The sequence below is a fragment of the Pectobacterium versatile genome (assembly GCF_020166435.1).
Taxonomy (GTDB): Bacteria; Pseudomonadota; Gammaproteobacteria; order Enterobacterales; family Enterobacteriaceae; genus Pectobacterium; species Pectobacterium versatile.
In genome coordinates this window covers 51,481-74,879 of the sequence record NZ_JAINZP010000018.1, presented here as the reverse complement: position 1 = coordinate 74,879, position 23,399 = coordinate 51,481, and the positions used below count along the sequence as shown (strand labels likewise).

The 23,399-nt window shown below is 53.0% G+C and carries 19 protein-coding genes; 9 read left to right on the top strand and 10 right to left on the bottom strand.

The window, feature by feature from the left end; translation table 11 throughout:
• Nucleotides 1–354: 354 nt before the first annotated feature.
• The 10 genes from K7X24_RS17200 to K7X24_RS17155 form a co-directional block, all read right to left on the bottom strand.
• A complete protein-coding gene (locus K7X24_RS17200) occupies nucleotides 355–1,089 on the bottom strand; it encodes a carbonic anhydrase (RefSeq protein WP_203470533.1) in 735 nt (244 codons plus the stop codon).
• 299 nt (nucleotides 1,090–1,388) lie between these two features.
• Nucleotides 1,389–2,276 carry a 50S ribosomal protein L11 methyltransferase gene (prmA, locus tag K7X24_RS17195; protein ID WP_039535283.1) on the bottom strand — a complete coding sequence of 296 codons (888 nt, stop codon included), beginning with the start codon at nucleotides 2,274–2,276 and terminating at the stop codon, nucleotides 1,389–1,391.
• Between the two features lie 17 nt (nucleotides 2,277–2,293).
• Nucleotides 2,294–3,745 carry a sodium/pantothenate symporter gene (panF, locus tag K7X24_RS17190; RefSeq protein ID WP_039507251.1) on the bottom strand — a complete coding sequence of 484 codons (1,452 nt, stop codon included), beginning with the start codon at nucleotides 3,743–3,745 and terminating at the stop codon, nucleotides 2,294–2,296.
• Nucleotides 3,735–3,977, bottom strand: coding sequence for a YhdT family protein (locus K7X24_RS17185; RefSeq protein ID WP_224556129.1), 243 nt, complete (start codon nucleotides 3,975–3,977; stop codon nucleotides 3,735–3,737). The genes panF and K7X24_RS17185 overlap by 11 nt, the downstream gene beginning before the upstream one ends.
• Nucleotides 3,978–4,338: 361 nt before the next feature.
• Entirely contained in the window at nucleotides 4,339–5,682 is a 1,344-nt protein-coding gene (gene accC, locus K7X24_RS17180) for an acetyl-CoA carboxylase biotin carboxylase subunit (protein WP_224556128.1), read from the bottom strand.
• Between the two features lie 11 nt (nucleotides 5,683–5,693).
• On the bottom strand, nucleotides 5,694–6,161 hold the full coding sequence (accB, locus tag K7X24_RS17175; RefSeq protein ID WP_137740599.1) for an acetyl-CoA carboxylase biotin carboxyl carrier protein: 468 nt from the start codon (nucleotides 6,159–6,161) through the stop codon (nucleotides 5,694–5,696).
• Nucleotides 6,162–6,185: 24 nt separating this feature from the next.
• A complete protein-coding gene (gene aroQ, locus K7X24_RS17170) occupies nucleotides 6,186–6,638 on the bottom strand; it encodes a type II 3-dehydroquinate dehydratase (RefSeq protein ID WP_224556126.1) in 453 nt (150 codons plus the stop codon).
• A gap of 254 nt (nucleotides 6,639–6,892) precedes the next feature.
• Nucleotides 6,893–7,492 carry a protein-methionine-sulfoxide reductase heme-binding subunit MsrQ gene (gene msrQ / locus K7X24_RS17165; RefSeq protein WP_188246943.1) on the bottom strand — a complete coding sequence of 200 codons (600 nt, stop codon included), beginning with the start codon at nucleotides 7,490–7,492 and terminating at the stop codon, nucleotides 6,893–6,895.
• 57 nt (nucleotides 7,493–7,549) lie between these two features.
• Nucleotides 7,550–8,551, bottom strand: coding sequence for a protein-methionine-sulfoxide reductase catalytic subunit MsrP (msrP, locus tag K7X24_RS17160; protein ID WP_103861669.1), 1,002 nt, complete (start codon nucleotides 8,549–8,551; stop codon nucleotides 7,550–7,552).
• A 379-nt stretch (nucleotides 8,552–8,930) separates the two neighbouring features.
• Complete coding sequence (locus tag K7X24_RS17155) at nucleotides 8,931–9,908, bottom strand: MDR family oxidoreductase (RefSeq protein ID WP_224556124.1); 978 nt, start codon at nucleotides 9,906–9,908, stop codon at nucleotides 8,931–8,933.
• A gap of 377 nt (nucleotides 9,909–10,285) precedes the next feature.
• Between K7X24_RS17155 and csrD the strand changes: the two genes are divergently transcribed.
• The 9 genes from csrD to K7X24_RS17110 all read left to right on the top strand — a co-directional run bounded on the left by csrD (nucleotide 10,286) and on the right by K7X24_RS17110 (nucleotide 23,397).
• Nucleotides 10,286–12,211: an RNase E specificity factor CsrD gene (gene csrD, locus K7X24_RS17150; protein WP_224556123.1), complete on the top strand. Its 1,926-nt coding sequence runs from the start codon at nucleotides 10,286–10,288 to the stop codon at nucleotides 12,209–12,211.
• Nucleotides 12,212–12,539: 328 nt separating this feature from the next.
• Nucleotides 12,540–13,583, top strand: a complete 1,044-nt coding sequence (gene mreB, locus K7X24_RS17145) for a rod shape-determining protein MreB (protein WP_039303992.1) — start codon at nucleotides 12,540–12,542, stop codon at nucleotides 13,581–13,583.
• Between the two features lie 163 nt (nucleotides 13,584–13,746).
• Nucleotides 13,747–14,718, top strand: a complete 972-nt coding sequence (mreC, locus tag K7X24_RS17140) for a rod shape-determining protein MreC (RefSeq protein WP_224556120.1) — start codon at nucleotides 13,747–13,749, stop codon at nucleotides 14,716–14,718.
• Nucleotides 14,715–15,203: a rod shape-determining protein MreD gene (mreD, locus tag K7X24_RS17135; RefSeq protein WP_224556119.1), complete on the top strand. Its 489-nt coding sequence runs from the start codon at nucleotides 14,715–14,717 to the stop codon at nucleotides 15,201–15,203. Before mreC ends, mreD begins: the two co-directional genes overlap by 4 nt.
• Nucleotides 15,204–15,211: 8 nt before the next feature.
• Entirely contained in the window at nucleotides 15,212–15,805 is a 594-nt protein-coding gene (locus K7X24_RS17130) for a Maf family protein (RefSeq protein WP_224556117.1), read from the top strand.
• On the top strand, nucleotides 15,795–17,264 hold the full coding sequence (gene rng / locus K7X24_RS17125; RefSeq protein ID WP_039482359.1) for a ribonuclease G: 1,470 nt from the start codon (nucleotides 15,795–15,797) through the stop codon (nucleotides 17,262–17,264). The genes K7X24_RS17130 and rng overlap by 11 nt, the downstream gene beginning before the upstream one ends.
• Nucleotides 17,265–17,305: 41 nt before the next feature.
• Nucleotides 17,306–21,136, top strand: a complete 3,831-nt coding sequence (gene yhdP, locus K7X24_RS17120; RefSeq protein WP_224556116.1) for an AsmA2 domain-containing protein YhdP — start codon at nucleotides 17,306–17,308, stop codon at nucleotides 21,134–21,136.
• 56 nt (nucleotides 21,137–21,192) lie between these two features.
• Nucleotides 21,193–22,638, top strand: a complete 1,446-nt coding sequence (gene tldD / locus K7X24_RS17115; RefSeq protein WP_224556113.1) for a metalloprotease TldD — start codon at nucleotides 21,193–21,195, stop codon at nucleotides 22,636–22,638.
• Between the two features lie 279 nt (nucleotides 22,639–22,917).
• The gene (locus tag K7X24_RS17110; protein ID WP_224556110.1) at nucleotides 22,918–23,397 is read left to right on the top strand and encodes an Hcp family type VI secretion system effector; all 480 of its coding nucleotides are present in this window, start codon (nucleotides 22,918–22,920) and stop codon (nucleotides 23,395–23,397) included.
• The last annotated feature ends 2 nt before the right edge of the window (nucleotides 23,398–23,399 follow it).

Here is a 23,399-nt window from a genome sequence, read left to right as displayed (position 1 = left end):
AAAATTGACCATACTGTGCCTGCAAGGGCGCGTATATTACGCATTTTTTACGTCAGATGAAAGGCCAAACTTTGACCAATTTACAGCTATCGATCAATGAAAATGCACTTCATAAAGATGCATAAAAATATTATTCATATTTAACAGCTAGTTATATTTTTATGTCGATTTTTTGTTCTGGGAAATAATCATCTGTTTACAGAATTTTATCTGCAAGCGCGGTCATTTTTGGTGGAGATACAGCAGCCTATCAATGCTTTATCAGTGAAATGCGTTGGTTAATGTGGCAAGAAAGGGTGCTGATTGACCTGAGGCTGGCCGACAGAACAGTCTGACCAGCACTCGCGAAGTGGCTTAATGGATGATGATGCGGCCATTAAGCGGCTGTGTGGGGCGGTTATTGGCGTGATGCATGACCGAGCGGAACTGGTTTATCTGATCGGCAGAGGCAGTGACGGGGTGATCCAGCACGAGCCAGCGAATGCCTTCTGAGCAAGGTGGCGTGGTGAGCGACCCACTAAACCGATAGTAGTTTAATGACGTCGGTAACAGGCTCTGAATCGCGATTGGCGTGCGCACGTCCTCTGCCTGATTAACCTGAGCCGGAATCTGCTGCCATGTCGTGGCTAGCGGCAGATTGGCTTCTCCTTCCTGAAACATCAGCGCGATAACGGTAAGTGCGCCAGCCGCGTCTTTATAGACAAAATGGCCTTCTAGCGGAAACTGCTTACCGTCAATTTCATTTTCACTCGGTGCGTGAAAGTGAAACTGCTGCAAGGTGAATGTCTCGTTATCCAATACCAGCGTATTCCCTGGGCCAACGTTAACCTGAACGGTATGTCCGTTGTTGATAATTTGCTGCGTCCCTGGCAGGAAAGCCAGCTGTAAGGGGTCGTGTTGAGCGTTCAGAGCCTGGCGGATATTGATGGGAGACTGGTTTTTGCCCGTTTCACATAGCGAGAAGTCTGGAGACAGCTTTCCCCAGTGTGCGGGATCGCCATTGCCTTCGTAGCCCCAGTGCACCGGATCGGCCGCCAAGGCGGAAGAGCAGGCGGATAGCATCAATACGATAGAGAGTTTACCTTTCATTTTTCATCCCTTGAAAATAATGATATGGCATCGTTGAGCGCCGGGCGCAGGTACGTCCAGTCGCTTGCCGGACTGCATCTGCCCGTCATACTTCAAGTTTCATGTGCGTTGGCTGCGCTTACTCACCCGAATCACTTACTTGAGTAAGCTCATCGGGATTCCCTCGCTTGCCGCCTTCCTGAAACTCGAATTATTTAGGGCATAATACGCCAGTTTATTGGGATCAATCGTGAGATATAGCAAGAAGAAAGGTGCCCACCGTTGCACATACGGTGGGCGGGACTAGCGGGGTAATGTTATTACGATGCGCGGCGTTGACCGGTAATGCGGCACCACTCTTCGCGTTCAGCCACCGGATCGAGCGTGAACTTGTCTGCGTAGGCTTCTGCGACGCCATCGGCCTGCGTGGCCAGTACACCGGACAGGCCGAGGTGACCGCCTGCTTTAGGTAAATCGCTAATCAGCGGTGCCAGTTCGCGCAGCGGGCCAGCAAGGATGTTGGCAACGACGACATCGGCAGACAGGTCGGCAGGCTGGTCTTTCGGCAGGTAAAGCTCAAGACGCTCGGAGACGCCGTTGCGCTGTGCGTTATCGCGGCTGGCCTGAATCGCCTGCGGATCGATATCAATCCCGATGGCGCGTGCTGCACCCAGTTTCAGGGCGGCAATTGCCAGAATGCCGGAACCACAGCCAAAATCGATGATGGTTTTCCCTTCCAGATCCAGCCCGTCGAGCCATTGCAGGCACAGTGCGGTTGTTGGGTGGGTGCCAGTGCCGAACGCCAGACCGGGGTCGAGCATCACGTTGACGGCGTTCGGGTCAGGAATTTCACGCCAGCTCGGGCAAATCCACAGACGTTTGCCGAACTGCATCGGGTGGAAGTTATCCATCCACTCGCGTTCCCAGTCTTTGTCTTCCAACTGCTCGATCTTGTGTTTAAAACCCACGCCCAGCAGCGGCTCTTGCTCCAGCATCGCGATAACCGCGTTCATATCGGTTTCGGCATCGTACAGCGCAATCGCGTCAGTATCGCCCCACAGGCGGGTCTCGCCCGGTAGCGGCTCGAACACCGGTGTATCGTGCGTATCCTGAAACGTAACGGATACCGCACCGCTTTCCATCATGACGTCACCCAGTTGTTCAGCAACCTTTCCTGAGGTGTTTATTTTCAATTGAATCCACGGCATAGCAGTCTCTATTACATTTAAAGTGAAGATGAAGCGGCAACCGGCGCTGGTGGATTATGACCAAAGCGGTTGCCAATAATAAACGCCATCAGGCTGAGTAACAGCGATGGCACAATCGGGTGATATCCAGCCAACTGAAGATTGAAGCTAGCCAGTAAGGTATAGCAAATCGCCCCGGTGAACATGGCGCTAAGCGCCCCTGCGGCATTCGCGCGTTCCCAATACAGGCCCAGTACCAGAGGCCACAGGAACACCGCTTCCAGCCCGCCAAACGCCAGCAGATTCAGCCAGATGATCATATCCGGTGGCCGTAAGGAGGCCAGCAGCACCAGTAGGCCCAACAGCAGGGTGGTCATGCTGGACAGTATCTTGATGCGGCGTTCGTTATGGATCTGCTGCGGGCGCACGCTGAGATAGAGATCTTTGATGATCGTCGCGGAGGCCTGAAGCAAATGCGCATTAATGTTGGACATGATAGCGGCCATTGGCGCAGCGAGAAAGATCCCAGCGGCCAGCGGCGGCAGTACGGTGACCATCAGCGCCGGTAACACCTGATCGGGGATCGTCAGATTTGGCATCACGGCGCGGCCCAGCGCACCGGCCAAGTGCATGCCGAGCATCAGAATGCCGATGACGATGGTGCCGATGATAATTCCACGGTGCAGTGCCTTGCTGTCGCGATAAGAGATGCAGCGCACGGCGGTGTTCGGCAAGCCGATGACGCCGAAGCAGACCAGCACCCAGAATGAGGCCATAAACGGCATCGACAGAATACCGTTGCTGCCCTGTGGCGATACCAGCATCGGGTCGATCTGTTGCAGCTTATCGACTGCGCTATGCAAGCCGCCGGCGGCATAGATCACGCCGACCAGCAGGATGACGGTGCCGATCAGCATCACGATGCCCTGCATCGCATCATTAAGCACGCTGGCGCGGAAGCCGCCAAACGTGGTGTATAGCGCGATGGTGACGCCGAAAATCAGTAGGCCGATGTCGTAAGGGATGTTCGCTGCGGTTTCCAGCAGGCGTGCGCCGCCGATGAACTGCACAGCCATGGCGCCGATAAACGCGACCAACAGGCTGATGCTGGCGAACCAGACCAGCAGCGGGCTGTTGTAGCGGGCGTACAGCATGTCGTTCAACGTGATGGCGTTGTAGCGCCGCGCCAGAATGGCGAATTTTTTCCCCAGAATCCCCAGCGACAGTAGCATGGTAGGAAGCTGGATCATCGAAAGCAGCACCCAGCCCAGCCCGTATTTATACGCCGCACCCGGCCCACCGATAAAAGAGCTGGCGCTGACGTAAGTGCCGATGAGCGTCATCGCCAGTACAAACCCGCCCATTGAGCGGCCGCCGAGGAAATACTCGTTAAGAAAGTTACCCGCCTGACGGCGACGGTACGCATAGACCGACAGCCCGAACACCAGCAGTAGATAGCCAATCAGCGGCAATAAAATTTCAATTTGCATCGTCACTCTCCAGTGAGATATCGCGGAAAATGACGCGCACCATCAGCCAACACAGCAGCGTAAACACGAGCGGCAGCAGTAGGCAGGCCATCTCAAACCAGTGTGGCAGGCTGGTGATCCCTTGTGTGTTGTCAGGCAAATAGGCGGCAAGCACCCAGGCCACTAAATAAACCAGCGTCAGGCCGAAAGCCCAGCGGGCCTCTTTGTGCGCCTGAGGAAAGCGTGTATCCATGTTCTTCTCCACCGTAAATGGGAGCATTTACCCGTCATACTTCAAGCTGCAGGTGTGTTGGCTACTCTTACTCACCCGAATCACTTACTTGAGTAAGTGATTCGGGATTCCCTCGCTTGCCGCGTTACGATGCTCATCACTGAGCATCGCCCTAAAGGGTCAACGCTTCACGTTGTTCAAAACGTTAACGTTTTGTCCTGCAACTCGAATTATTTAGGGTATAGATATCGTTATGAACGTCGTGATGACGAAAGCGGGAATTTTACGGCATGTGGGCCAATTGACTAGTAAGAATTCACAGAAAAACAAAAGGTCGGCTTTCACCGACCTTTGAGATTGTCACGACTGAAATCGTGCGGGTTTACTGCAAGCCGAGTTTCTTTTCCAGATAGTGGATGTTAGTGCCACCTCTCTGGAAGTTCTCATCGCTCATGATCTTTATCTGAAGTTCGATGTTGGTTTTGATGCCATCGATGATCAGTTCAGCCAGCGCGTTCTTCATACGGGAAATCGCGATTTCCCGGGTTTCGCCGTAGGTGATCAGCTTGCCGATCATGGAATCGTAATACGGCGGTACGGTATAACCGGCGTAAATATGTGATTCCCAACGGACACCAAAGCCACCCGGCGCGTGGAAACGCGTGATTTTACCCGGGCTTGGCAGGAACGAGTTCGGGTCCTCGGCGTTGATACGGCATTCCACCGCATGGCCGCGAACCTTAACGTCTTTCTGCTTGATGGACAGTGGCAGACCGGCAGCGATGCGCAGCTGCTCTTTGATCAGATCCACGCCGGTAATCATTTCGGTTACCGGATGTTCCACCTGAATACGGGTGTTCATTTCAATGAAGTAGAACTCACCGTTTTCGTACAGGAACTCGAACGTACCCGCACCACGATAGTTGATATCGATACAGGCTTTGGCGCAGCGCTCGCCGATATTACGACGCAGTTCGTCCGTAATGCCCGGTGCTGGCGCTTCTTCCACCACTTTCTGGTGGCGACGCTGCATGGAACAGTCGCGCTCGGCCAGATAGACGGCGTGGCCCTGACCATCAGCCAGAATCTGAATTTCCACGTGACGTGGGTTTTCCAGATATTTTTCCATGTAAACCATGTCGTTGTTGAAAGCCGCTTTGGCTTCCGCACGGGTCATGTTGATGGATTGTTCCAGCTCTTTGTCGCTGCGCACGACGCGCATACCACGACCACCGCCGCCGCCAGAGGCTTTGATGATAACCGGATAGCCGATGCGTTTTGCATGAACACGGTTAGCGTCCATGTCGTCGGTCAGAGGGCCATCAGAGCCTGGTACGGTCGGAACACCCGCTTTTTTCATTGCGGTGATGGCTGACACTTTGTCGCCCATCAGGCGAATGGTTTCTGCGCGTGGGCCGATGAAGATAAAGCCAGAACGTTCAACCTGCTCGGCAAAATCCGCATTTTCGGACAGGAAACCGTAGCCAGGGTGAATCGCGACGGCACCGGTGATTTCCGCAGCGGAAATAATCGCTGGGATGTTCAGATAGCTTTTTGTTGACGGAGCCGGGCCGATACACACGGTTTCGTCCGCCAGCAATACGTGTTTCAAATCGCGATCCGCACTGGAGTGAACGGCGACGGTTTTGATGCCCAGCTCTTTACAGGCACGCAAAATACGCAGCGCGATCTCTCCGCGGTTAGCGATAACGATTTTATCTAGCATGATAAGCCTCGTTATTCGATGACAACCAGTGGCTCGTCAAATTCGACCGGCTGACCGCTTTCGAGCAGAATGGCTTTCACCACGCCCGCTTTGTCGGCTTCGATCTGGTTCATCATTTTCATGGCTTCGACGATGCACAGGGTATCGCCAACGTTGACGCGCTGACCTACTTCCACGAACGCTTTAGCATCCGGGCTTGGGGTGCGATAGAAGGTTCCAACCATTGGAGAACGAACGATGTGTCCACTGATGGCAGCCGGTGCGGCAGGAGCTTCCACTGGCGCTGGTGCAACGGCGGCAGCCAGAGCAGGCTGTGGCTGCATCATTGGCGTAGCGTAAGCCTGTTGCATCATCGGGTAGTTAACCGCTGCTGGGGCACGACTGATACGTACTGATTCTTCACCTTCAGAAATTTCCAGTTCGGCGATGCCGGACTCTTCAACCAGTTCGATCAGTTTTTTGATTTTACGAATATCCATGGATGTGGTTCCGTACTCTTTTGTTTAATTGGAAGTTGACAGGCGTTTTACCGCCGTCTGTAAAGCATACTGATAACCATCTGCCCCCAGGCCACATATCACGCCTACCGCAACATCAGAAAGGTAGGAATGATGACGAAAAGGCTCACGTGCGTGCACGTTGGACAGATGAATTTCGATAAACGGAATCGCGACTGCCAGCAGGGCATCACGCAGCGCAACGCTGGTGTGGGTAAATGCCGCTGGGTTAATCAGAATGAAGTCTGTGTTTCCTCTGGCCTGATGGATGGTATCGATCAGGACATGTTCCGCATTGGATTGCAGATGGGAAAACTTCACGTTCAATGCCTGCGCCTGTGTTTCCAGCCCGCTGACAATGTCTGCTAACGTCGTGTTACCGTATTTGTCGGGCTCCCGGGTTCCTAGCAGATTCAGGTTTGGACCGTTCAAGAGCAAAATGTGAAACTTTTCTGCCATTGTGCTGCTATCTCCCGCGATTGACCAAGATTGCCAAAACCGTGTCGCACAAAATAGCGCGAAGCTATTCGTTTGTCACCTTTCGTGACGCAAATTGTCCGGCCCGAGAAATTAAAGTCGTGCATTATAACCATATCGTGGCAATTCGCAGCTAAATACTGGTCTTATCTGCGGAGATATTCCTGCACCAGACCGTGAGAAGGCGTGAATTTCACTGCGGTCCGTAACCTGCTTTTCCTGTGTTGCTGCGGCGTTTAGCGCCACCATTGGCGAAATTTCTTATAACGTAACAACAGCAAGATCAGCGCCGCGAGCGCGTACAAAATAGGCTGTGGGGAGAGCGTTTTAACTGACCAAAGATAGTGGATAGGCGCAAGGATGGCGACTAAATAGACGAAATTATGCAGTTTTTGCCATTGCGATCCCAACTTGCGCATCATTACCTGTGGTGAGGTCACCGCCAGCGCCAGCAAAATCAGCCAGCTTATGATTCCCAACGTTAGATACGGCCGGGATATCAGTTCTTTTCCCAGCAGCGCCAGATGATCCAGACCCAACTCCAGCAGCGCATAGCTCACCAGATGTAACGTCGCCCAGAAAAAGCACCACAGCCCGAGGAGGCGTCGGCAGCGAATCAGCAGCGGCTGTTTACCGTAGCGCGCCAGTGGCGTGACCAACAGCGTCGCCAGCAGCAATTTCAGCGCCATTCGGCCGGTAAAATGCTGGATATCTTTGGCTGGGTCCGCGCTGAACCACCCTTGGTCAACTGACAATATCAGCCACAGCAGTGGCAGAAAACCAGCCAGATGGAGTAGCACTTTTAGCCCGTTAATGTGTTGTAACGTCAGTCTCATACTGATGTGGATCCCTATCCTGACAGGATGCTGTAGCGAGAAGTTTTGTGTTATTAGCTAAAAGTTGTCGCGCAGATTCAGGCCGCGATACAGCGAGGCGACCTGATCGGCATAGCCGTTGAACAGCAGCGTGGGTTGACGTTCAACGTTAAGCAAACCACCTGAGCCAATGACGCGCTCTGTCGCCTGCGACCAGCGGGGGTGATCCACATGCGGGTTAACGTTGGCATAGAAGCCATACTCGTCTGGAGCCGCCAGATTCCACGTGCAGGGCGGCTTCTCACGAGTGAGCCGGATATGTACGATGGATTTGATGTTCTTGAAGCCGTATTTCCACGGTGTAACTAACCGGATGGGCGCACCGTTCTGCGGCGGCAACGTCTTGCCGTAGACGCCGACGGCCAGCAGTGCCAGGGGATTCATGGCTTCATCCATCCGCAGCCCTTCTACATAGGGATAGTCCAGCCCGCCGCCCATGAAGCGATCTTTTTGCCCCGGCATCTGTTCTGGGTCGTAAAGCGTCTGAAACGCCACATATCGTGCGTTGCTGGTGGGTTCGGCGAATTTAATCAACTTGGCCAGCTCAAAGCCGATCCACGGAATCACCATCGACCACGCCTCGACGCAGCGGAAACGATAGATCCGTTCTTCCAATGGAAAGCGTTTTAGCAAATCGTCGATATCTAGCGTGAGAGGCTTAGCGACGTCACCGTCTATCTTAACGGTCCAGCCTTCGGTTTTTAACCCGCCCGCATTGGCCGCCGGATCGGCTTTGTCCAACCCGAATTCATAGAAGTTGTTATAGCCCGTAACTTTATCTTCCGGCGTGAGTGGCAGATCGAGCTTCCAGTCGGCGGGTTGGCTAAACGTGAGCGGTTTACCCGGTGGCGCTTTGGGTTTATCGCCGCCTTTAAACCAGGCCAGCAGATCAGCCTGTGCAGAAAACGGCAGTGAGAGCGCCGCAGCGGAAATACCCAGCGCTTTTAATACGCGTCGACGCTGATAGAAGAGGGATTCCGGGGTAACGTCGGCTTCCGTGAATTTGCGATGTTTGTGCATGTGAACTCCCGCCAGTCATTATTATTGTTGACGCAAAGTGGCGTTTTTAATGCTTACCGTTCACTTAGTTATAGATGACTTGCGGTAGAAACTGCGACAGGCGAGATGAAATACTTTTTTGCAGGGTGTAACAGCGCTCAAGATTACTGATAATGCGTTGGGCGATGATAATGGATAGATCGTAAAGACGCTGTGAATACATCCATGTACGCTCGAGCCGCGCAGATATGAATCTCATCCCTGAGATTCACCCTTTCAGGGCCGTCGCAAGCGACGTTCAAAGGCGTTCCTGACGCCTTTGTCCCTGTCGCGGACGCTTTACTCTTTTATTCCATTATCACCGTTTTCGTTCCGCAAATTAATACGTCAACGAAAAGTGTTAGCTGATTTTCACCAGCGTACGGCCAGTGACTTTGTTTTCCAGCAGGGCAACGGCAACGGCAGGGACGTCTTCCAACCCGATTTCCTGCGTGACTTGCTGATAGAACGACTCAGGCAGGATGGCAGCCAGACGCACCCACGCTTGCTGACGGCGCGCCAGTGGTGCCATCACGGAATCCACGCCTTGCAGGCGAACATTGCGTAAAATAAATGGCATCACGGTCGTTGGCAGAGCAATACCGCCAGCCAGACCGCACGCGGCAACCGTCGCGTTGTAATCCATCTGCGCCAGCAGCGTCGCCAGCACGTTGTCGCCGACGGTATCAACCGCGCCAGCCCAACGTTGTTTCTCTAGCGGGCGAGGGCTGCCACTGAATTCGCTGCGATCCAACACCTGTTTGGCACCCAATTTTTTCAGATAATCAGTGTTGTCGGCACGGCCGCTGACGGCAGTAACCTGATAGCCTAGCTCTGCAAGCAGGGCGACTGCCGTGCTGCCGACGCCGCCGCTGGCACCTGTCACAATAATGTCGCCGCTTTCCGGGGTGATGGCACCGTCTTCCAGCGCCATCACGCACAGCATTGCGGTAAAGCCTGCGGTGCCAAGAATCATGGCTTTACGCGCATCCAGCGACGCGGGCAGAGGGACCAGCCAATCGCTTTTCACGCACGCCTGTTGTGCCAAACCGCCCCAGTGGTTTTCACCTACGCCCCAACCCGTCAGGATTACAGGTTGGCCGACGCTAAACCGATCGCTGTCGCTGTGGCGTACTGTACCTACGAAGTCGATCCCAGGAACCATCGGGAAGTTACGAATAATTTTGCCTTTGCCAGTAATGGCAAGCGCATCTTTATAATTAATACTGGACCAACTGATATCAACAGTCACATCCCCAGCGGGAAGCTGCTCCGCGTCAATCTCGCGAATCTGAGCGTGGGTCAGTCCGTCTGACTGTTCAAGAACTAAAGCCTGCATGGGCTATCTCCTGTAGCAGGATGAAAAATGGGGGAAGTCATTAACGACTATATGCCCGTCATATTTCAAGCTGCATGTGCGTTGGCATCGCTTAAATACTCGGCCCGTCGTGGGCCTCGCCCTAAGGGCCGCTGCTAGCAGCGTTCAAATCTGCTCCCGGCAGATTTGTCACCCAAATCACTTATTTGAGTAAGCTCATCGGGATGTCCTCACTCGCCGCCTTCCTGCAACTTGAATTATTTAGGGTATAGTTATTACAGGTACTATTTGTTAATAAGATACTGTTGTTAATGAAGGTACTATGTAGCTGGCCTATGCGAACTGATAAAAAACAACAAACTTGCAGAAATAACAATTATTTGGAATAGGACGCAGGGATGGGATTTACGACCAGGTTCTCGATACTCATAGTATTGCTGACGGTTCTCGCCATTTTTCTTATGCTTTTCAGTAGCATATTTAGCCTCTGTTATTATAGCCAGTTGCGAACCGAGCAGCAGCTACGCGAGGTCACGGCCAGTATCGATCAGGCGTTATTAGTGCAATCGCCCGAAAATATCCAATATTGGCTGCCGGGAATGATGAAGACGGCAGGCATTGTGGCGTTGGATATTCAGGATAACGATTCGACCCTCTATTCAATACAGCTGCCCGAGGCCGGTTGGGAACGCACGCACCTCTATCATGAGGTCGAATTTCCGCTGATGCATCATTTGAACATGACGATCGCCTTAAAATATGTCGATCCGCTGATTGGTTTACCGCGTTTCGTGGTGTCGACGCTATCGGTGCTGCTCGCTGCGGGCTTGATGCTCCTGATACTGTACTTCTCCATTCGCTGGTTGCGCCGTCAGGCTGCCGGACAGGAAGAGTTGGAAAAACGTGCACAGCGTATTCTCAAGGGCGAGCGTGAATCGGTTATGCAGGGGTCGGTACGTGAATGGCCGGTCAAGACCAGCGGGGCGCTCGATCAACTGCTGTCTGATTTAGTGGAAGCGCGTGAGGAACGCGGGCGTGTTGATACCTTAATCCGCGCTTTCGCCGCGCAGGATGCTGAAACCGGGCTGAGTAATCGTTTGTTTTTTGATAATCAATTGACCACACAGCTGGAAGATGGCGAAGAGGTAGGGACGCACGGCGTCGTCATGATGATCCGCGTGCCGGATTTTGAAATCTTGCAGGAAACACACGGTTACAGCGGTGTGCTTCAGGAGTATCGGTTCACGCTAGTCAATCTGCTATCAACGTTTGTCATGCGCTATCCCTCTGCGCTGTTGGCACGTTATTTTAGCAGCGATTTCACGGTATTACTTCCCCACCGAACGCTGAAAGAAGCTAATGCGATTGCCACACAGTTGGTGAAAGCCATTGATATTCTCCCCACCTGTCCGTTGATCGATCGGGAGGAGGTACTCCACATTGGTATCTGCGCCTATCGCGGCGGGCAAAGCGCTGAGCAGGTAATGGAAAGTGTGGAAGACGCGACGCGTAATGCGGTATTGCAGGGCGGTAACAGCTGGTGTGTGTTTGACAGGCAGGTGCCAGACAAGAGCCGCGGCAGCGTAAAATGGCGGACTTTGTTGGAACAAACCTTGGCACGTGGCGGCCCGCGCCTGTATCAAAAACCTGCTGTCACCAAAGAGGGCGTTGTGCATCATCGTGAAATGATGAGCCGGATTTATGATGGTGAGCAGGAATTGCTCACATCGGAATATATGCCGTTGGTTCAACAATTAGGGCTAGCGACTAGCTATGATCGGCAGCTTGTGGCTCGGATTGTTGATTTGTCAGCGAACTGGCCCGGAGAAACGCTGGCTTTGCCGATGAGTGTAGACTCACTTTTGCAAAAGCCTTTTTTGCGCTGGTTAAGAGAAATGTTACTGCAATGTCCGAAAATACAGCGGCAGTGCATTTTATTTGAACTTGCAGAGGCAGATGTTTGTCAATATATCGGCCGTTTGCGACCCATTCTCAATCAGATTCTGGGTTTAGGTTGTCGTTTGGCGGTGACGCAGGCAGGTCTTACGTTGGTCAGCACGACGTATATCAAGTCACTTCCCGTGGAAGTCATCAAGCTTCATCCCGGTTTGGTGCGCAGCCTTGAACGCCGCCCAGAAAATCAGCTCTTTGTACAGAGTCTGACCGAGGCGTGTAAAGGGACACAAACGCGAGTGTTTGCCGCGGGTGTGCGCACCAAAGAGGAGTGGCGAATGTTGTTGGGTAAGGGCGTTTATGGTGGGCAAGGCGATTTTTTTGCCACATCAGTCCCTATCACGGATGAGCTGAAAAAATATTCACTGTAGCATCGTGTTTAATATAAACGTCCCGTTCAAATTGACGTAGAATGAGACGGTTGTTAAATCGGTTAGTGTGTGCTTACGTTAGCGGCAATCCGATTAAATGTTAGATTTTATGTCCTGTGTTAGCACAACTCTGTTGGGTGGACAGTGGTAAGATGCCTTGCCGCCTGAGGAGAAGGTATTCCGTATCTTCTTCCTGATGCCGACGTGTGCAACTCAGACTTATTTTTCACCGGAGCAGAGCCTTTTCGTGCCTTGTCGCTGCTTCGTGTGGTTGGTAAAGTAGGCGGATTTACTTTTCGCCCCCAGCTTGCAGGATTATCCTTTAGTTATGTTTAAGAAATTTCGTGGCATGTTTTCCAACGACTTGTCCATCGACCTGGGTACCGCCAATACCCTGATTTATGTTAAAGGGCAGGGCATCATACTGAATGAACCCTCTGTGGTTGCCATTCGTCAGGATCGTTCCGGTTCTCAAAAAAGCGTTGCGGCGGTCGGTCATGACGCCAAGCAGATGCTGGGCAGAACGCCCGGGAATATCGTGGCGATTCGCCCGATGAAAGATGGTGTGATTGCCGATTTCCAGGTTACGGAAAAAATGTTGCAGCACTTCATCAAGCAAGTGCATAGCGACAGCTTTATGCGTCCGAGCCCGCGCGTACTGGTGTGTGTTCCGGTAGGAGCAACGCAGGTTGAGCGTCGTGCCATTCGCGAATCCGCGCTAGGTGCAGGTGCACGTGAAGTGTTCCTGATCGAAGAGCCAATGGCGGCAGCGATCGGTGCCGGCATGCCGGTATCCGAAGCGACCGGTTCCATGGTCGTGGATATCGGTGGTGGTACCACGGAAGTTGCGGTGATCTCGCTGAACGGCGTGGTGTACTCCTCTTCTGTCCGTATTGGCGGTGATCGCTTCGACGAAGCGATTATCAACTACGTTCGCCGTAACTATGGTTCACTGATCGGTGAAGCCACAGCAGAACGTATTAAGCATGAAATCGGTTCTGCTTATCCGGGCGACGAAGTGCTTGAGATTGAAGTGCGTGGCCGTAACCTTGCAGAAGGCGTACCGCGTGGATTCACGCTGAACTCAAACGAAATTCTGGAAGCGCTGCAAGAGCCGTTGACGGGTATCGTCAGTGCGGTGATGGCTGCGTTGGAACAGTGCCCACCGGAACTGGCCTCCGATATTTCCGAGCGCGGTATGGTGTTAACCGGCGGTGGTGCGCTGCTGCGTAACTTGGATCGTTTGCTGATGGAAGAAACCGGCATTCCGGTTGTAGTGGCGGAAGATCCGCTGACCTGTGTTGCCCGTGGTGGCGGCAAGGCGCTGGAAATGATCGACATGCACGGTGGCGATTTGTTCAGCGAGGAGTAATCCTGTCTGGAAAAGGGGGGGACCGGATGGATGAACGCCTGCGTTTTTCATCTCTTGTGGTTACCCCTTTTTTATTTGCCTGTAGCCCTACGGGGTACCGCTTTGTGACGTTAAAAATCGCCAAGGGCGATTTGAGGTTGCTGTCGAGGAATACGCAAATTCTATGAAGCCGCTTTTTAGCAGGGGGCCTTCCCTGCAATTACGACTTTTTCTTGCTGTCGTTACCGCAATTGTCGTGATCGTTGCGGACAGTCGGCTCGGTTCGTTCGTCAAAATCAGAACGTACATGGACACCACCGTCAGCCCATTCTATTTTCTGGCGAATGGACCCCGCCAGGTTCTGGACAATATGTCTGCATCACTGGCAACCCGTGAGCAATTAGGCCTTGAAAACACTGCGCTGCGCCAGGAACTGTTGATGAAGAACAGCGACCTGTTGCTGCTGGGTCAGCTCAAGCAAGAAAATGCGCGGTTACGTGAACTGCTGGGCTCGCCGCTGCGTCAAGATGAGCAGAAGATGGTGACGCAGGTGATGTCCGCCGGAACCGATCCTTACAGCGATCAGGTTGTGATTGATAAAGGTCAGGCGAACGGCGTGTATGAAGGGCAACCGGTCATCAGCGATAAAGGTGTGGTGGGTCAGGTTGTGGCAGTGGGTCAGTTTACCAGCCGAGTTTTGTTGATTTGTGATGTTTCCCACGCGTTGCCTATTCAGGTGCTGCGCAATGATATCCGCGTGATTGCTGCCGGTAATGGCTGCACCGATGATCTGCAACTGGAGCACCTGCCTAACAATACGGACATCCAAGTAGGTGATGTGTTGGTTACATCGGGCCTGGGCGGACGTTTTCCCGAAGGGTATCCGGTCGGGGTGGTATCGTCAGTCAAAGAGGATACGCAGCGGGCCTATACGATTATTCAGGCGCGCCCGACGGCGGGGCTACAGCGTTTACGCTATCTGTTATTACTGTGGGGCGTGGAAAACAACGCCAATACGTCGTTGCCACCAGCGGAAGTGCATCGGGTTGCTAATGAGCGTCTGATGCAGATGATGCCGCAGGTTTTACCGTCGCCTGACGACATGGGGCCGCCGCTTCCACCTGATGTTGCCGCGCCGCAGAGAGGTCGCCAATGAATCGTTACCGCAGGCATGGCAACTGGATTATCTGGCTTTCTTTTCTGATCGCCATGGTCTTGCAGATTATGCCGTGGCCGGATGAAATCTACATGTTTCGCCCCTCTTGGCTGACACTGTTCCTGATTTACTGGGTGATGGCATTGCCACACCGGGTGAATGTTGGCACCGGATTTGTATTGGGTCTGATTATGGACCTGATTCTTGGGTCTACACTGGGCGTGCGGGCGTTGGCACTTAGCGTTGTTGCTTATCTGGTGGCCTTTAAATTTCAGTTGTTCCGAAATATGGCGTTATGGCAGCAGGCACTAATCGTCATGCTATTGTCGCTGGTGATGGACCTCACGGTATTCTGGGCAGAATTTTTAGTTATTAATGTCTCTTTCCGACCAGAAACACTCTGGAATAGCGTCGTTGATGGCGTACTCTGGCCATGGCTGTTCCTGCTGATGCGTAAAATTCGTCGTCAGTTTACTGTGCAATAAGGTGATTCATGACCCAGCTTTATCTGGCCTCCGCTTCTCCCCGTCGTCGCGAACTGCTCACGCAGCTCGATATTCCTTTTTCTGTGCTGAACGTCGCGGTGGAAGAACAGCGGTTACCGAAAGAAGCGGCGGAGATTTACGTCCGACGTTTGGCGAATGAAAAAGCGGCCGCTGGTGTAGCTGCCGCACCGTCCGATTTGCCGGTTCTGGGTGCGGACACCATCGTGGTGCTGAATGGCCAGGTATTAGAAAAACCGCAGAACGAAACCCATGCAGCAGAGATGCTGAGCCAGCTGTCTGGGAAACCACATCAGGTGATGACTGCCGTTGTGCTAGCAGATAAAGACGACATACTGAGTTGTCTGGTGATAACCGATGTCGTCTTCCGTCCGCTCTCACAGCAGGATATCGAACAGTATATCGCCAGCGGTGAACCGATGGACAAAGCCGGAGCTTACGGCATTCAGGGTAAAGGTGGATGCTTTGTCCGGTCGCTTAACGGGAGCTATTACGCGGTGGTTGGGCTGCCGCTGGTAGAAACCCATGAGCTATTCAGTAATTTTGCTGTGTTGCGGAGTGCAAGAGGAAAACATGACTGCTGAGTTACTGGTAAACGTTACACCGTCAGAAACGCGCGTTGCCTATATCGATGGCGGTATTCTGCAAGAAATCCACATTGAGCGTGATGCGAAACGCGGCATTGTCGGCAACATTTATAAAGGCCGCGTGAGTCGCGTCCTGCCGGGCATGCAAGCGGCGTTTGTGGATATCGGTCTGGATAAAGCGGCATTCCTGCACGCGTCCGATATTATGCCGCACACCGAATGCGTTGCTGGTGACGAACAGAAGAATTTTCACGTCCGCGATATCGCCGAACTGGTACGTCAGGGTCAGGATCTCATGGTGCAGGTGGTCAAAGACCCACTGGGAACCAAAGGCGCACGTCTGACGACCGATATCACGCTGCCGTCGCGCTATCTGGTGTTTATGCCCGGCGCATCGCACGTCGGCGTGTCACAGCGGATTGAGAGCGAAGCGGAACGCGAGCGCTTAAAGAAAACGGTCGCAGAGTATTGTGATGATGACGGTGGTTTCATCATTCGTACTGCTGCGGAAGGCGTCGGTGAAGAAGAGCTCTCGCAGGATGCTGCGTTCCTGAAGCGTCTGTGGGTCAAGGTGATGGAGCGTAAAAAGCGCAACCAGACCAAATGTAAGCTCTACGGTGAAGTGGCGCTCGCTCGACGTATTTTGCGTGATTTTGCTGGAGCGGCGCTGGATCGCATTCGGATTGACTCCCGACTGACGTATGAAGCGTTGCTGGAATTTACCGCCGAATACATTCCAGAGATGACTCGCAAGCTTGAACACTATGCGGGTAAACAGCCGATTTTTGACCTGTTTGACGTGGAAAATGAGATCCAGCGTTCGCTGGACAGAAAGGTTGAACTGAAATCCGGCGGCTATTTGATCATCGATCAGACAGAAGCGATGACGACCGTCGACATCAATACGGGGGCATTCGTCGGCCACCGCAATCTGGATGAAACCATTTTCAATACCAACACGGAAGCGACGCAGGCGATTGCACGACAGCTGCGTTTGCGTAACCTTGGCGGGATCATCATTATCGACTTCATCGATATGAATAACGAAGATCACCGCCGGCGGGTGCTGCATTCACTGGAGCAGGCGCTGAGTAAAGATCGGGTTAAAACCAGTATTAGCGGCTTCTCTCAACTAGGATTAGTGGAGATGACGCGCAAACGCACGCGTGAGAGTATCGAACACGTGCTGTGTCATGAATGCCCGACGTGTCATGGTCGTGGCACGGTGAAGACGGTAGAAAGCGTCTGCTATGAAATCATGCGTGAAATCGTGCGTGTCCACCACGCTTATGACACCGATCGTTTCCTGGTTTATGCCTCACCGGCAGTCGGGGAAGCGCTGAGAAGTGAAGAGTCGCACGCGTTAGCTGAGGTTGAAATTTTCGTCGGCAAACAGGTCAAAGTACAAATCGAACCCCTGTATAGCCAGGAGCAGTTTGACGTCGTAATGATGTAAATTCGTGCGCTCGTCGTCGGCGACGAAAGAAGGAGAAATTAGTGAGGCGACTGCCCGGAATACTTATCATCACGGGTGCCACTCTTGTCGTGATGGTAGCGCTGTTAGTCAGCGGCTTAAGACTGGTGCTGCCACAGCTCGATCACTTCCGGCCACAGCTGGTGGCCTGGGCGCAGTCTGCGGCCGGTGTTCCGTTAGAGATCGGCTCGATGACGGGGCGCTGGGAGTCCTTTGGCCCCACGCTAGAAATTGAAAAGCTTCGCACGTCCCTGCCGGAATCGGACTGGCAGGTTGACCGCATTACGCTGGCGTTGGATGTGTGGCAGTCGCTGTTGCACGGGCGCTGGCAGTTTCGCGATCTCACGTTTCACCAGTTAAAACTGGATATTAATAGCCAATTTACCGGGCAGCAGCAGGATAGCAAACTGATGGAGTCAGGAAAGGTCAGCGATCTTTTCCTGCGTCAGTTTGACCACTTTGACCTGCGTGATAGCCACGTTACCTTTCTTACCCCTTCCGGTTCCCGCGCGGAGCTGAGCATTCCGCAACTGACCTGGCTGAATTCCGAGAAGCGCCACCGAGCGGAAGGTTTGATTAGCTTGTCGAGTTTTAACGGCCAGCACGGTGTCGTGCAAATGAGTATGGATTTGCACGACGATCAGGGGCTACTCAGCAACGGCACGTTCTATCTGCAGGCTGACAATATCGATATGAAGCCTTGGCTCAGCCGCTGGATGAAAAACAATACCGGGCTGGAAAGCGCCGATTTTAGTCTGGCGGCGTGGCTCAACGTCCGTGATGGTGACATTCACAGTGGCGATGTGCTCCTTAATCAGGGTACGGCGAACTGGGGGGAAGGCAGCGATGCGCATCGTCTGAATGTGGATGATATAACGTTGCACGTCAGCCGTCAGGAAAATGGCTGGCAGGTGGATGTGCCTGAATTGAATCTGGCAACGGATGGTGTCGCCTGGCCGAAAGGTCGGCTCTCCGCGCTCTGGCTGCCAAAGAATGAACACATGTTAGGGCCAGATCGGCAGGAAGAGCTGCGCGTTCGAGCCAGCAACTTGGCATTGGCGCGAGTAAGCACGCTGCTTCCGCTGCTGTCCGGCACGACGCCAGAATTGAAAGCGCGCTGGGATGAACTGCAACCGACGGGCACCTTGAATACTGTTGCCGTCGATATCCCTCTGCAACAGCCGGAGCGAAGCCGCTTTCAGGCCGACTGGCAGGATGTGAGCTGGAAGCAGTGGAAATTGCTGCCGGGCGTCGATCATTTCTCCGGCTCTGCCCGCGGTAGTGCCGAACGCGGTCAGGTCAGCATCGCGTTAAAGCAGAGCACGCTGCCCTATGTCGATATGTTCCGTGCGCCGCTGGAAATCAAGCAGGCCAGCGGCACGATAGACTGGCGTAATGCTGCACAAGGCCTGTCGCTTTGGAGTCATGGGCTGGACGTGCAGGCGAAATCGCTATGGGCTAACGGTGATTTCCGCTATGAACAGCCCGCCAAGCAGGAACCGAAGCTGGATATTCTGGCTGGGATTCGACTGACCGACGCGGCTGATGCCTGGCGCTATTATCCCGAACTGTTTATGGGCACCGAGCTGGTGGACTATCTGAGCGGCGCGCTGAAGGGCGGTCGTGTTGATAACGCGACGCTGATCTTTGCTGGCAATCCGCAGCATTTCCCGTATACGCACAACGAAGGCCAGTTTGAAGTCTGGGTGCCGGTTAAAGAGGCCACCTTCGAATTTCAGCCGGGCTGGCCTGCGTTGACGCCGCTGGATATCAATCTGGACTTTGCTAACAACGGCCTGTGGATGTTTGCACCACAAACCTGGCTGGGCAAAGTGGAAGGCAAAAACATTAGTGCGGTCATTCCCGATTATGAAAAAGAGATGCTGTTCGTCGATGGCGAACTGGACGGTCCGGGGCCAGAGGTGGGGAACTACTTTCACCAGACGCCGCTGAAATCCTCGCTGGGCACGGCGCTGGACGAGCTGAAAATTGGCGGGCCGGTGAAAGGGACGCTGCATCTGGATATTCCGCTTGCCGGTGATGATGTCCGCGCCAGTGGCGACATTACGCTGAACAATAACAGCCTCTACATCAAGCCGCTGGATACCACGATTAAGAATCTCACCGGTAAGTTCCGCTATGAAAACGGTAACTTACGCAGTGAAACCCTTCAGGCGAATTGGCTGAATCAGCCGATGGCGGTCAATTTCACGACGGAAGAGCACGCGAAGGCTTTTCTGGTGAATGTTGGCTTGCAGGGCGACTGGCAGCCAGCGCTCTTGCCCGGTTTACCGGTATCGGCCAGCAAAGCCCTGTCCGGCACGGCAGGCTGGAAAAGTACGATTGCCGTCAACCTGCCGCATACTGGTAAAACAACTTATGATGTTGATGTACAGGCTGATTTAAATAAAGTAAGTAGTCACTTACCTAACCCGCTAAGTAAACCCGCTGGCGAGGGCCTGCCGCTGGAAGTGAAAGCCAGCGGTGACCTGAATGGTTTTGCCATGCAAGGGCGAGTGGGCAAAGATAACCGTTTCAATAGCCAATGGCTGCTGAAAGGCGACACCGTGACGCTGGCGCGGGCAAGCTGGCAGAACGGGGCTACGGCGGCGCCTGCATTGCCAGAAGATTCCGCTCTGGTGCTCGATCTCCCGCCGCTGGATGCTGAAAGCTGGCTGGGGCTTCTGCCTTCGCTGCGTGCTTCGACACCAGCCGAAGGGAAAAAGGCGCATAGTTCTCTTCGTTTTCCTGAAGCCGTGACGCTACGAACACCTGAGCTACAGTTGCTGGGGCAACAGTGGCACGATCTAGAAATCACGCGTAAAAATACGCTTTCTGGCAGTGAAGTGCAGGCAAAAGGGCGTGAAATTGACGGAATGGTTGAGATACCCAATCGCGGCACGTGGCGCAGCGACATCAATTATCTCTACTACAATCCTCAGTGGAAAGGGAATGAAGCGACCAACCCGGTGGCATTAGCAGAGAAAAAATCGCCGCTAAACGACCCGAGCATCAGCTTTGAGGACTGGCCGTCGCTGGCGGTTAACTGTCGCCAGTGCTGGATTCTCGGGCAGAATATGGGACGTATTCAGGGAACGCTGCTGCCAGAAAAGGAAAAATTAACGCTGGCAGACGGTATGATTGATACAGGCAAAGCTCGCCTGACGGTAAACGGTTCCTGGCAGGAAAACGCAGAAGGCGTGCGGACGGCGTTAAAAGGCCGTCTGACAGGTGATAGCCTGGAGCAGAATGCTAACTGGTTTGGCGTTGATTCACCGCTAAAAGCTGGTTCTTTCGATGTGGACTACGATCTGTACTGGCGCGGTACGCCTTGGGCACCGGATATTGCCAGCCTGAGCGGAATATTGCACACGCGCATCGGTAAGGGTGAGATTGCTGAAGTGGGGGCGGGTCAGGCTGGTCAATTGCTGCGTTTATTGAGCTTTGATGCGCTGATGCGTAAGCTGCGGTTCGATTTTAGTGATACGTTTGGCCGCGGATTTTACTTCGACTCGATTCGCAACACGGCATGGATTAAAGACGGCGTGTTGCATACTGATGATATGTTGGTCGACGGTTTGGAGGCCGATATCGCGATAAAAGGCGATCTCGATCTCGCTAAGCGACAGGTCAATATGGAAGCGGTTATCGCCCCAGAAATTTCCGCGACGGTGGGGGTGGCGACCGCATTTGCCGTTAACCCGGTTGTCGGGGCCGCGGTGTTTGCTGCCAGTAAAGTGCTGGCACCGCTATGGAACAAGATTTCGCTGATTCGCTACCAGATTTCCGGTAGCCTCGATCAGCCAAAGATTCAGGAAGTGCTGCGTGAGCCGAACAAGAAGAAAGGCGAATAATGCCGTTAGGGCAGCGCAGCGTACTCAGCCGATTATCTGATAAAGAGTGAAAAACTATGAGCCTTTCGTTTGTCAGTGAGCAGTTACTCACCGCCAAAAAATTGAATCTTGACGATCTCGCCGCTGTGCTGGGGTCGCTTAATGAGCGTCGACTGGACTATGCCGATCTCTATTTCCAGTCCAGCTACCATGAGTCCTGGGTACTGGAAGATCGCATCATTAAAGACGGTTCTTACAATATCGATCAGGGCGTGGGTATCCGTGCGATTGACGGTGAAAAGACTGGATTTGCTTATGCCGATCAGATCACGCTGAACGCATTGCACCAGAGCGCGCAGGCAGCACGCAGTATTGTGCGGGAACAGGGTACAGGCACGGCGCACACGTTGGGAGCGGTATCGCATCATGCGCTTTATCCAACGTTGAACCCGCTGGATAGCCTGACGCGTGAGGACAAAATTGCGCTGTTGCAGCGTGCTGACACGGTCGCGCGTGCCGCAGATGCGCGCGTGCAGGAAGTTTCAGCCAGCCTGACCGGCGTGTATGAGCTGGTGCTGGTGGCGGCGACGGACGGTACGCTGGCGGCAGATGTGCGGCCGTTAGTGCGTTTGTCGATCAGCGTGTTGGTTGAATCTGAGGGCAAACGTGAACGTGGTTCCAGCGGCGGCGGCCTGCGTGGCGGCTATGACTATTTCTGGGAAGTGGCTGACGGCGAAGCACGCGTCGATGCCTGGGCAAAAGAAGCCGTGCGTATGGCGCTGGTTAACCTGTCGGCTGTGGCCGCACCTGCGGGGCCAATGCCTGTGGTGCTGGGTGCTGGCTGGCCGGGCGTGTTGCTGCATGAAGCGGTAGGACACGGTCTGGAAGGCGATTTTAACCGTCGCGGTACGTCAGTGTTCAGCGGACAGATGGGGAAACTCGTTGCGTCAGAGCTGTGCACGGTGGTGGATGACGGCACGCTGACCGGACGTCGCGGTTCAGTTTCGATGGACGATGAAGGCGTTCCGGGGCAATACAATGTCCTGATCGAAAACGGGATTCTGAAAGGCTATATGCAGGACAAGATGAATGCTCGTCTGATGGGCGTTGCGCCAACGGGCAACGGTCGCCGCGAATCTTATGCGCACCTGCCGATGCCGCGTATGACGAACACCTACATGCTGGCCGGGAAATCCACGCCGGAAGAGATTATCTCCAGCGTTGAATACGGCCTGTATGCGCCAAACTTTGGCGGCGGTCAGGTCGATATCACCTCTGGCAAGTTCGTCTTCTCGACATCCGAAGCATACCTGATCGAAAAAGGCCGTATCACTACGCCAGTCAAAGGCGCAACGCTGATTGGTTCCGGCATTGAAGCGATGCAGCAGATCTCGATGGTCGGTAACGATCTGGCGCTGGATAACGGCGTCGGCGTGTGCGGAAAAGAAGGGCAAAGCCTGCCTGTCGGCGTGGGTCAGCCTACGCTGAAACTGGAAAGCCTAACCGTCGGCGGCACTGCGTAATTCGTGCTGATATCCCTAGATCCCTTTAAGACCGCGCTTTATTAGCGCGGTGAATCGTGGCAGTTTAGTCATTCAAAGGAAAAATTGTTTATAAGTGATTGAATTAAAGCTGTTTTATGTTGTTGATGGGTACGCTGCAAGTAAGTGATTGGGGTGAGCAAGGGCGGCCAACGCATAAGCAGCTTTAAGTATGAGAGGTATAGACGTTAATTAACTTGATCTTAGAGATTTTTAACGTAACTATAGTTACAAGTAAAATAACATCTTAAAAGGATTTTTATGGCAAATATAATTTACGCGACTGTTAATGGTAAAAAACAGGGGCTTATTTCTGCTGGATGTTCAACTTTTAGCTCTATTGGTAATAAGTATCAAAATGGCCATGAAGATCAAATAATGGTATTGGCTTTTGAACATGGAATAACAAGAGACCATAATGTTTCTCATGGGCCTATATCATTTGTCAAACCAATAGACAAGTCATCCCCACTATTTGGAATGACTATATCTGATAATGAATATCTAGACATTGATTTCTTTTTCTATAGAACCGCTTCTGGCGGTGGGCTGGAATTGTTTTATTCTGTGAAATTAATTGATGCCAATATAATTAGAGTGAATGTTGTATATCCTCATGCTATAAATCATTCCGACAATCAGCCAGAAGAAATTATTACATTTAGATATAAGTCTATTTCATGGTCACATGTTATAGCTGGAACATCTGGTTATAGCATATGGACTGAAATGGGTGTTTGATT

What these genes read in the sequence shown, in the direction of transcription:
- K7X24_RS17155 (WP_224556124.1), bottom strand. Translation starts at nt 9,908, where the DNA reads ATGCAGGCTTTAGTTCTTGAACAGTCAGACGGACTGACCCACGCTCAG.
- prmA (WP_039535283.1), bottom strand. Translation starts at nt 2,276, where the DNA reads ATGCCGTGGATTCAATTGAAAATAAACACCTCAGGAAAGGTTGCTGAA.
- panF (WP_039507251.1), bottom strand. Translation starts at nt 3,745, where the DNA reads ATGCAAATTGAAATTTTATTGCCGCTGATTGGCTATCTACTGCTGGTG.
- rng (WP_039482359.1), top strand. Translation starts at nt 15,795, where the DNA reads ATGACTGCTGAGTTACTGGTAAACGTTACACCGTCAGAAACGCGCGTT.
- mreB (WP_039303992.1), top strand. Translation starts at nt 12,540, where the DNA reads ATGTTTAAGAAATTTCGTGGCATGTTTTCCAACGACTTGTCCATCGAC.
- csrD (WP_224556123.1), top strand. Translation starts at nt 10,286, where the DNA reads ATGGGATTTACGACCAGGTTCTCGATACTCATAGTATTGCTGACGGTT.
- msrQ (WP_188246943.1), bottom strand. Translation starts at nt 7,492, where the DNA reads ATGAGACTGACGTTACAACACATTAACGGGCTAAAAGTGCTACTCCAT.
- aroQ (WP_224556126.1), bottom strand. Translation starts at nt 6,638, where the DNA reads ATGGCAGAAAAGTTTCACATTTTGCTCTTGAACGGTCCAAACCTGAAT.
- K7X24_RS17110 (WP_224556110.1), top strand. Translation starts at nt 22,918, where the DNA reads ATGGCAAATATAATTTACGCGACTGTTAATGGTAAAAAACAGGGGCTT.
- K7X24_RS17130 (WP_224556117.1), top strand. Translation starts at nt 15,212, where the DNA reads ATGACCCAGCTTTATCTGGCCTCCGCTTCTCCCCGTCGTCGCGAACTG.
- K7X24_RS17185 (WP_224556129.1), bottom strand. Translation starts at nt 3,977, where the DNA reads ATGGATACACGCTTTCCTCAGGCGCACAAAGAGGCCCGCTGGGCTTTC.
- msrP (WP_103861669.1), bottom strand. Translation starts at nt 8,551, where the DNA reads ATGCACAAACATCGCAAATTCACGGAAGCCGACGTTACCCCGGAATCC.
- K7X24_RS17200 (WP_203470533.1), bottom strand. Translation starts at nt 1,089, where the DNA reads ATGAAAGGTAAACTCTCTATCGTATTGATGCTATCCGCCTGCTCTTCC.
- tldD (WP_224556113.1), top strand. Translation starts at nt 21,193, where the DNA reads ATGAGCCTTTCGTTTGTCAGTGAGCAGTTACTCACCGCCAAAAAATTG.
- mreD (WP_224556119.1), top strand. Translation starts at nt 14,715, where the DNA reads ATGAATCGTTACCGCAGGCATGGCAACTGGATTATCTGGCTTTCTTTT.
- mreC (WP_224556120.1), top strand. Translation starts at nt 13,747, where the DNA reads ATGAAGCCGCTTTTTAGCAGGGGGCCTTCCCTGCAATTACGACTTTTT.
- accC (WP_224556128.1), bottom strand. Translation starts at nt 5,682, where the DNA reads ATGCTAGATAAAATCGTTATCGCTAACCGCGGAGAGATCGCGCTGCGT.
- accB (WP_137740599.1), bottom strand. Translation starts at nt 6,161, where the DNA reads ATGGATATTCGTAAAATCAAAAAACTGATCGAACTGGTTGAAGAGTCC.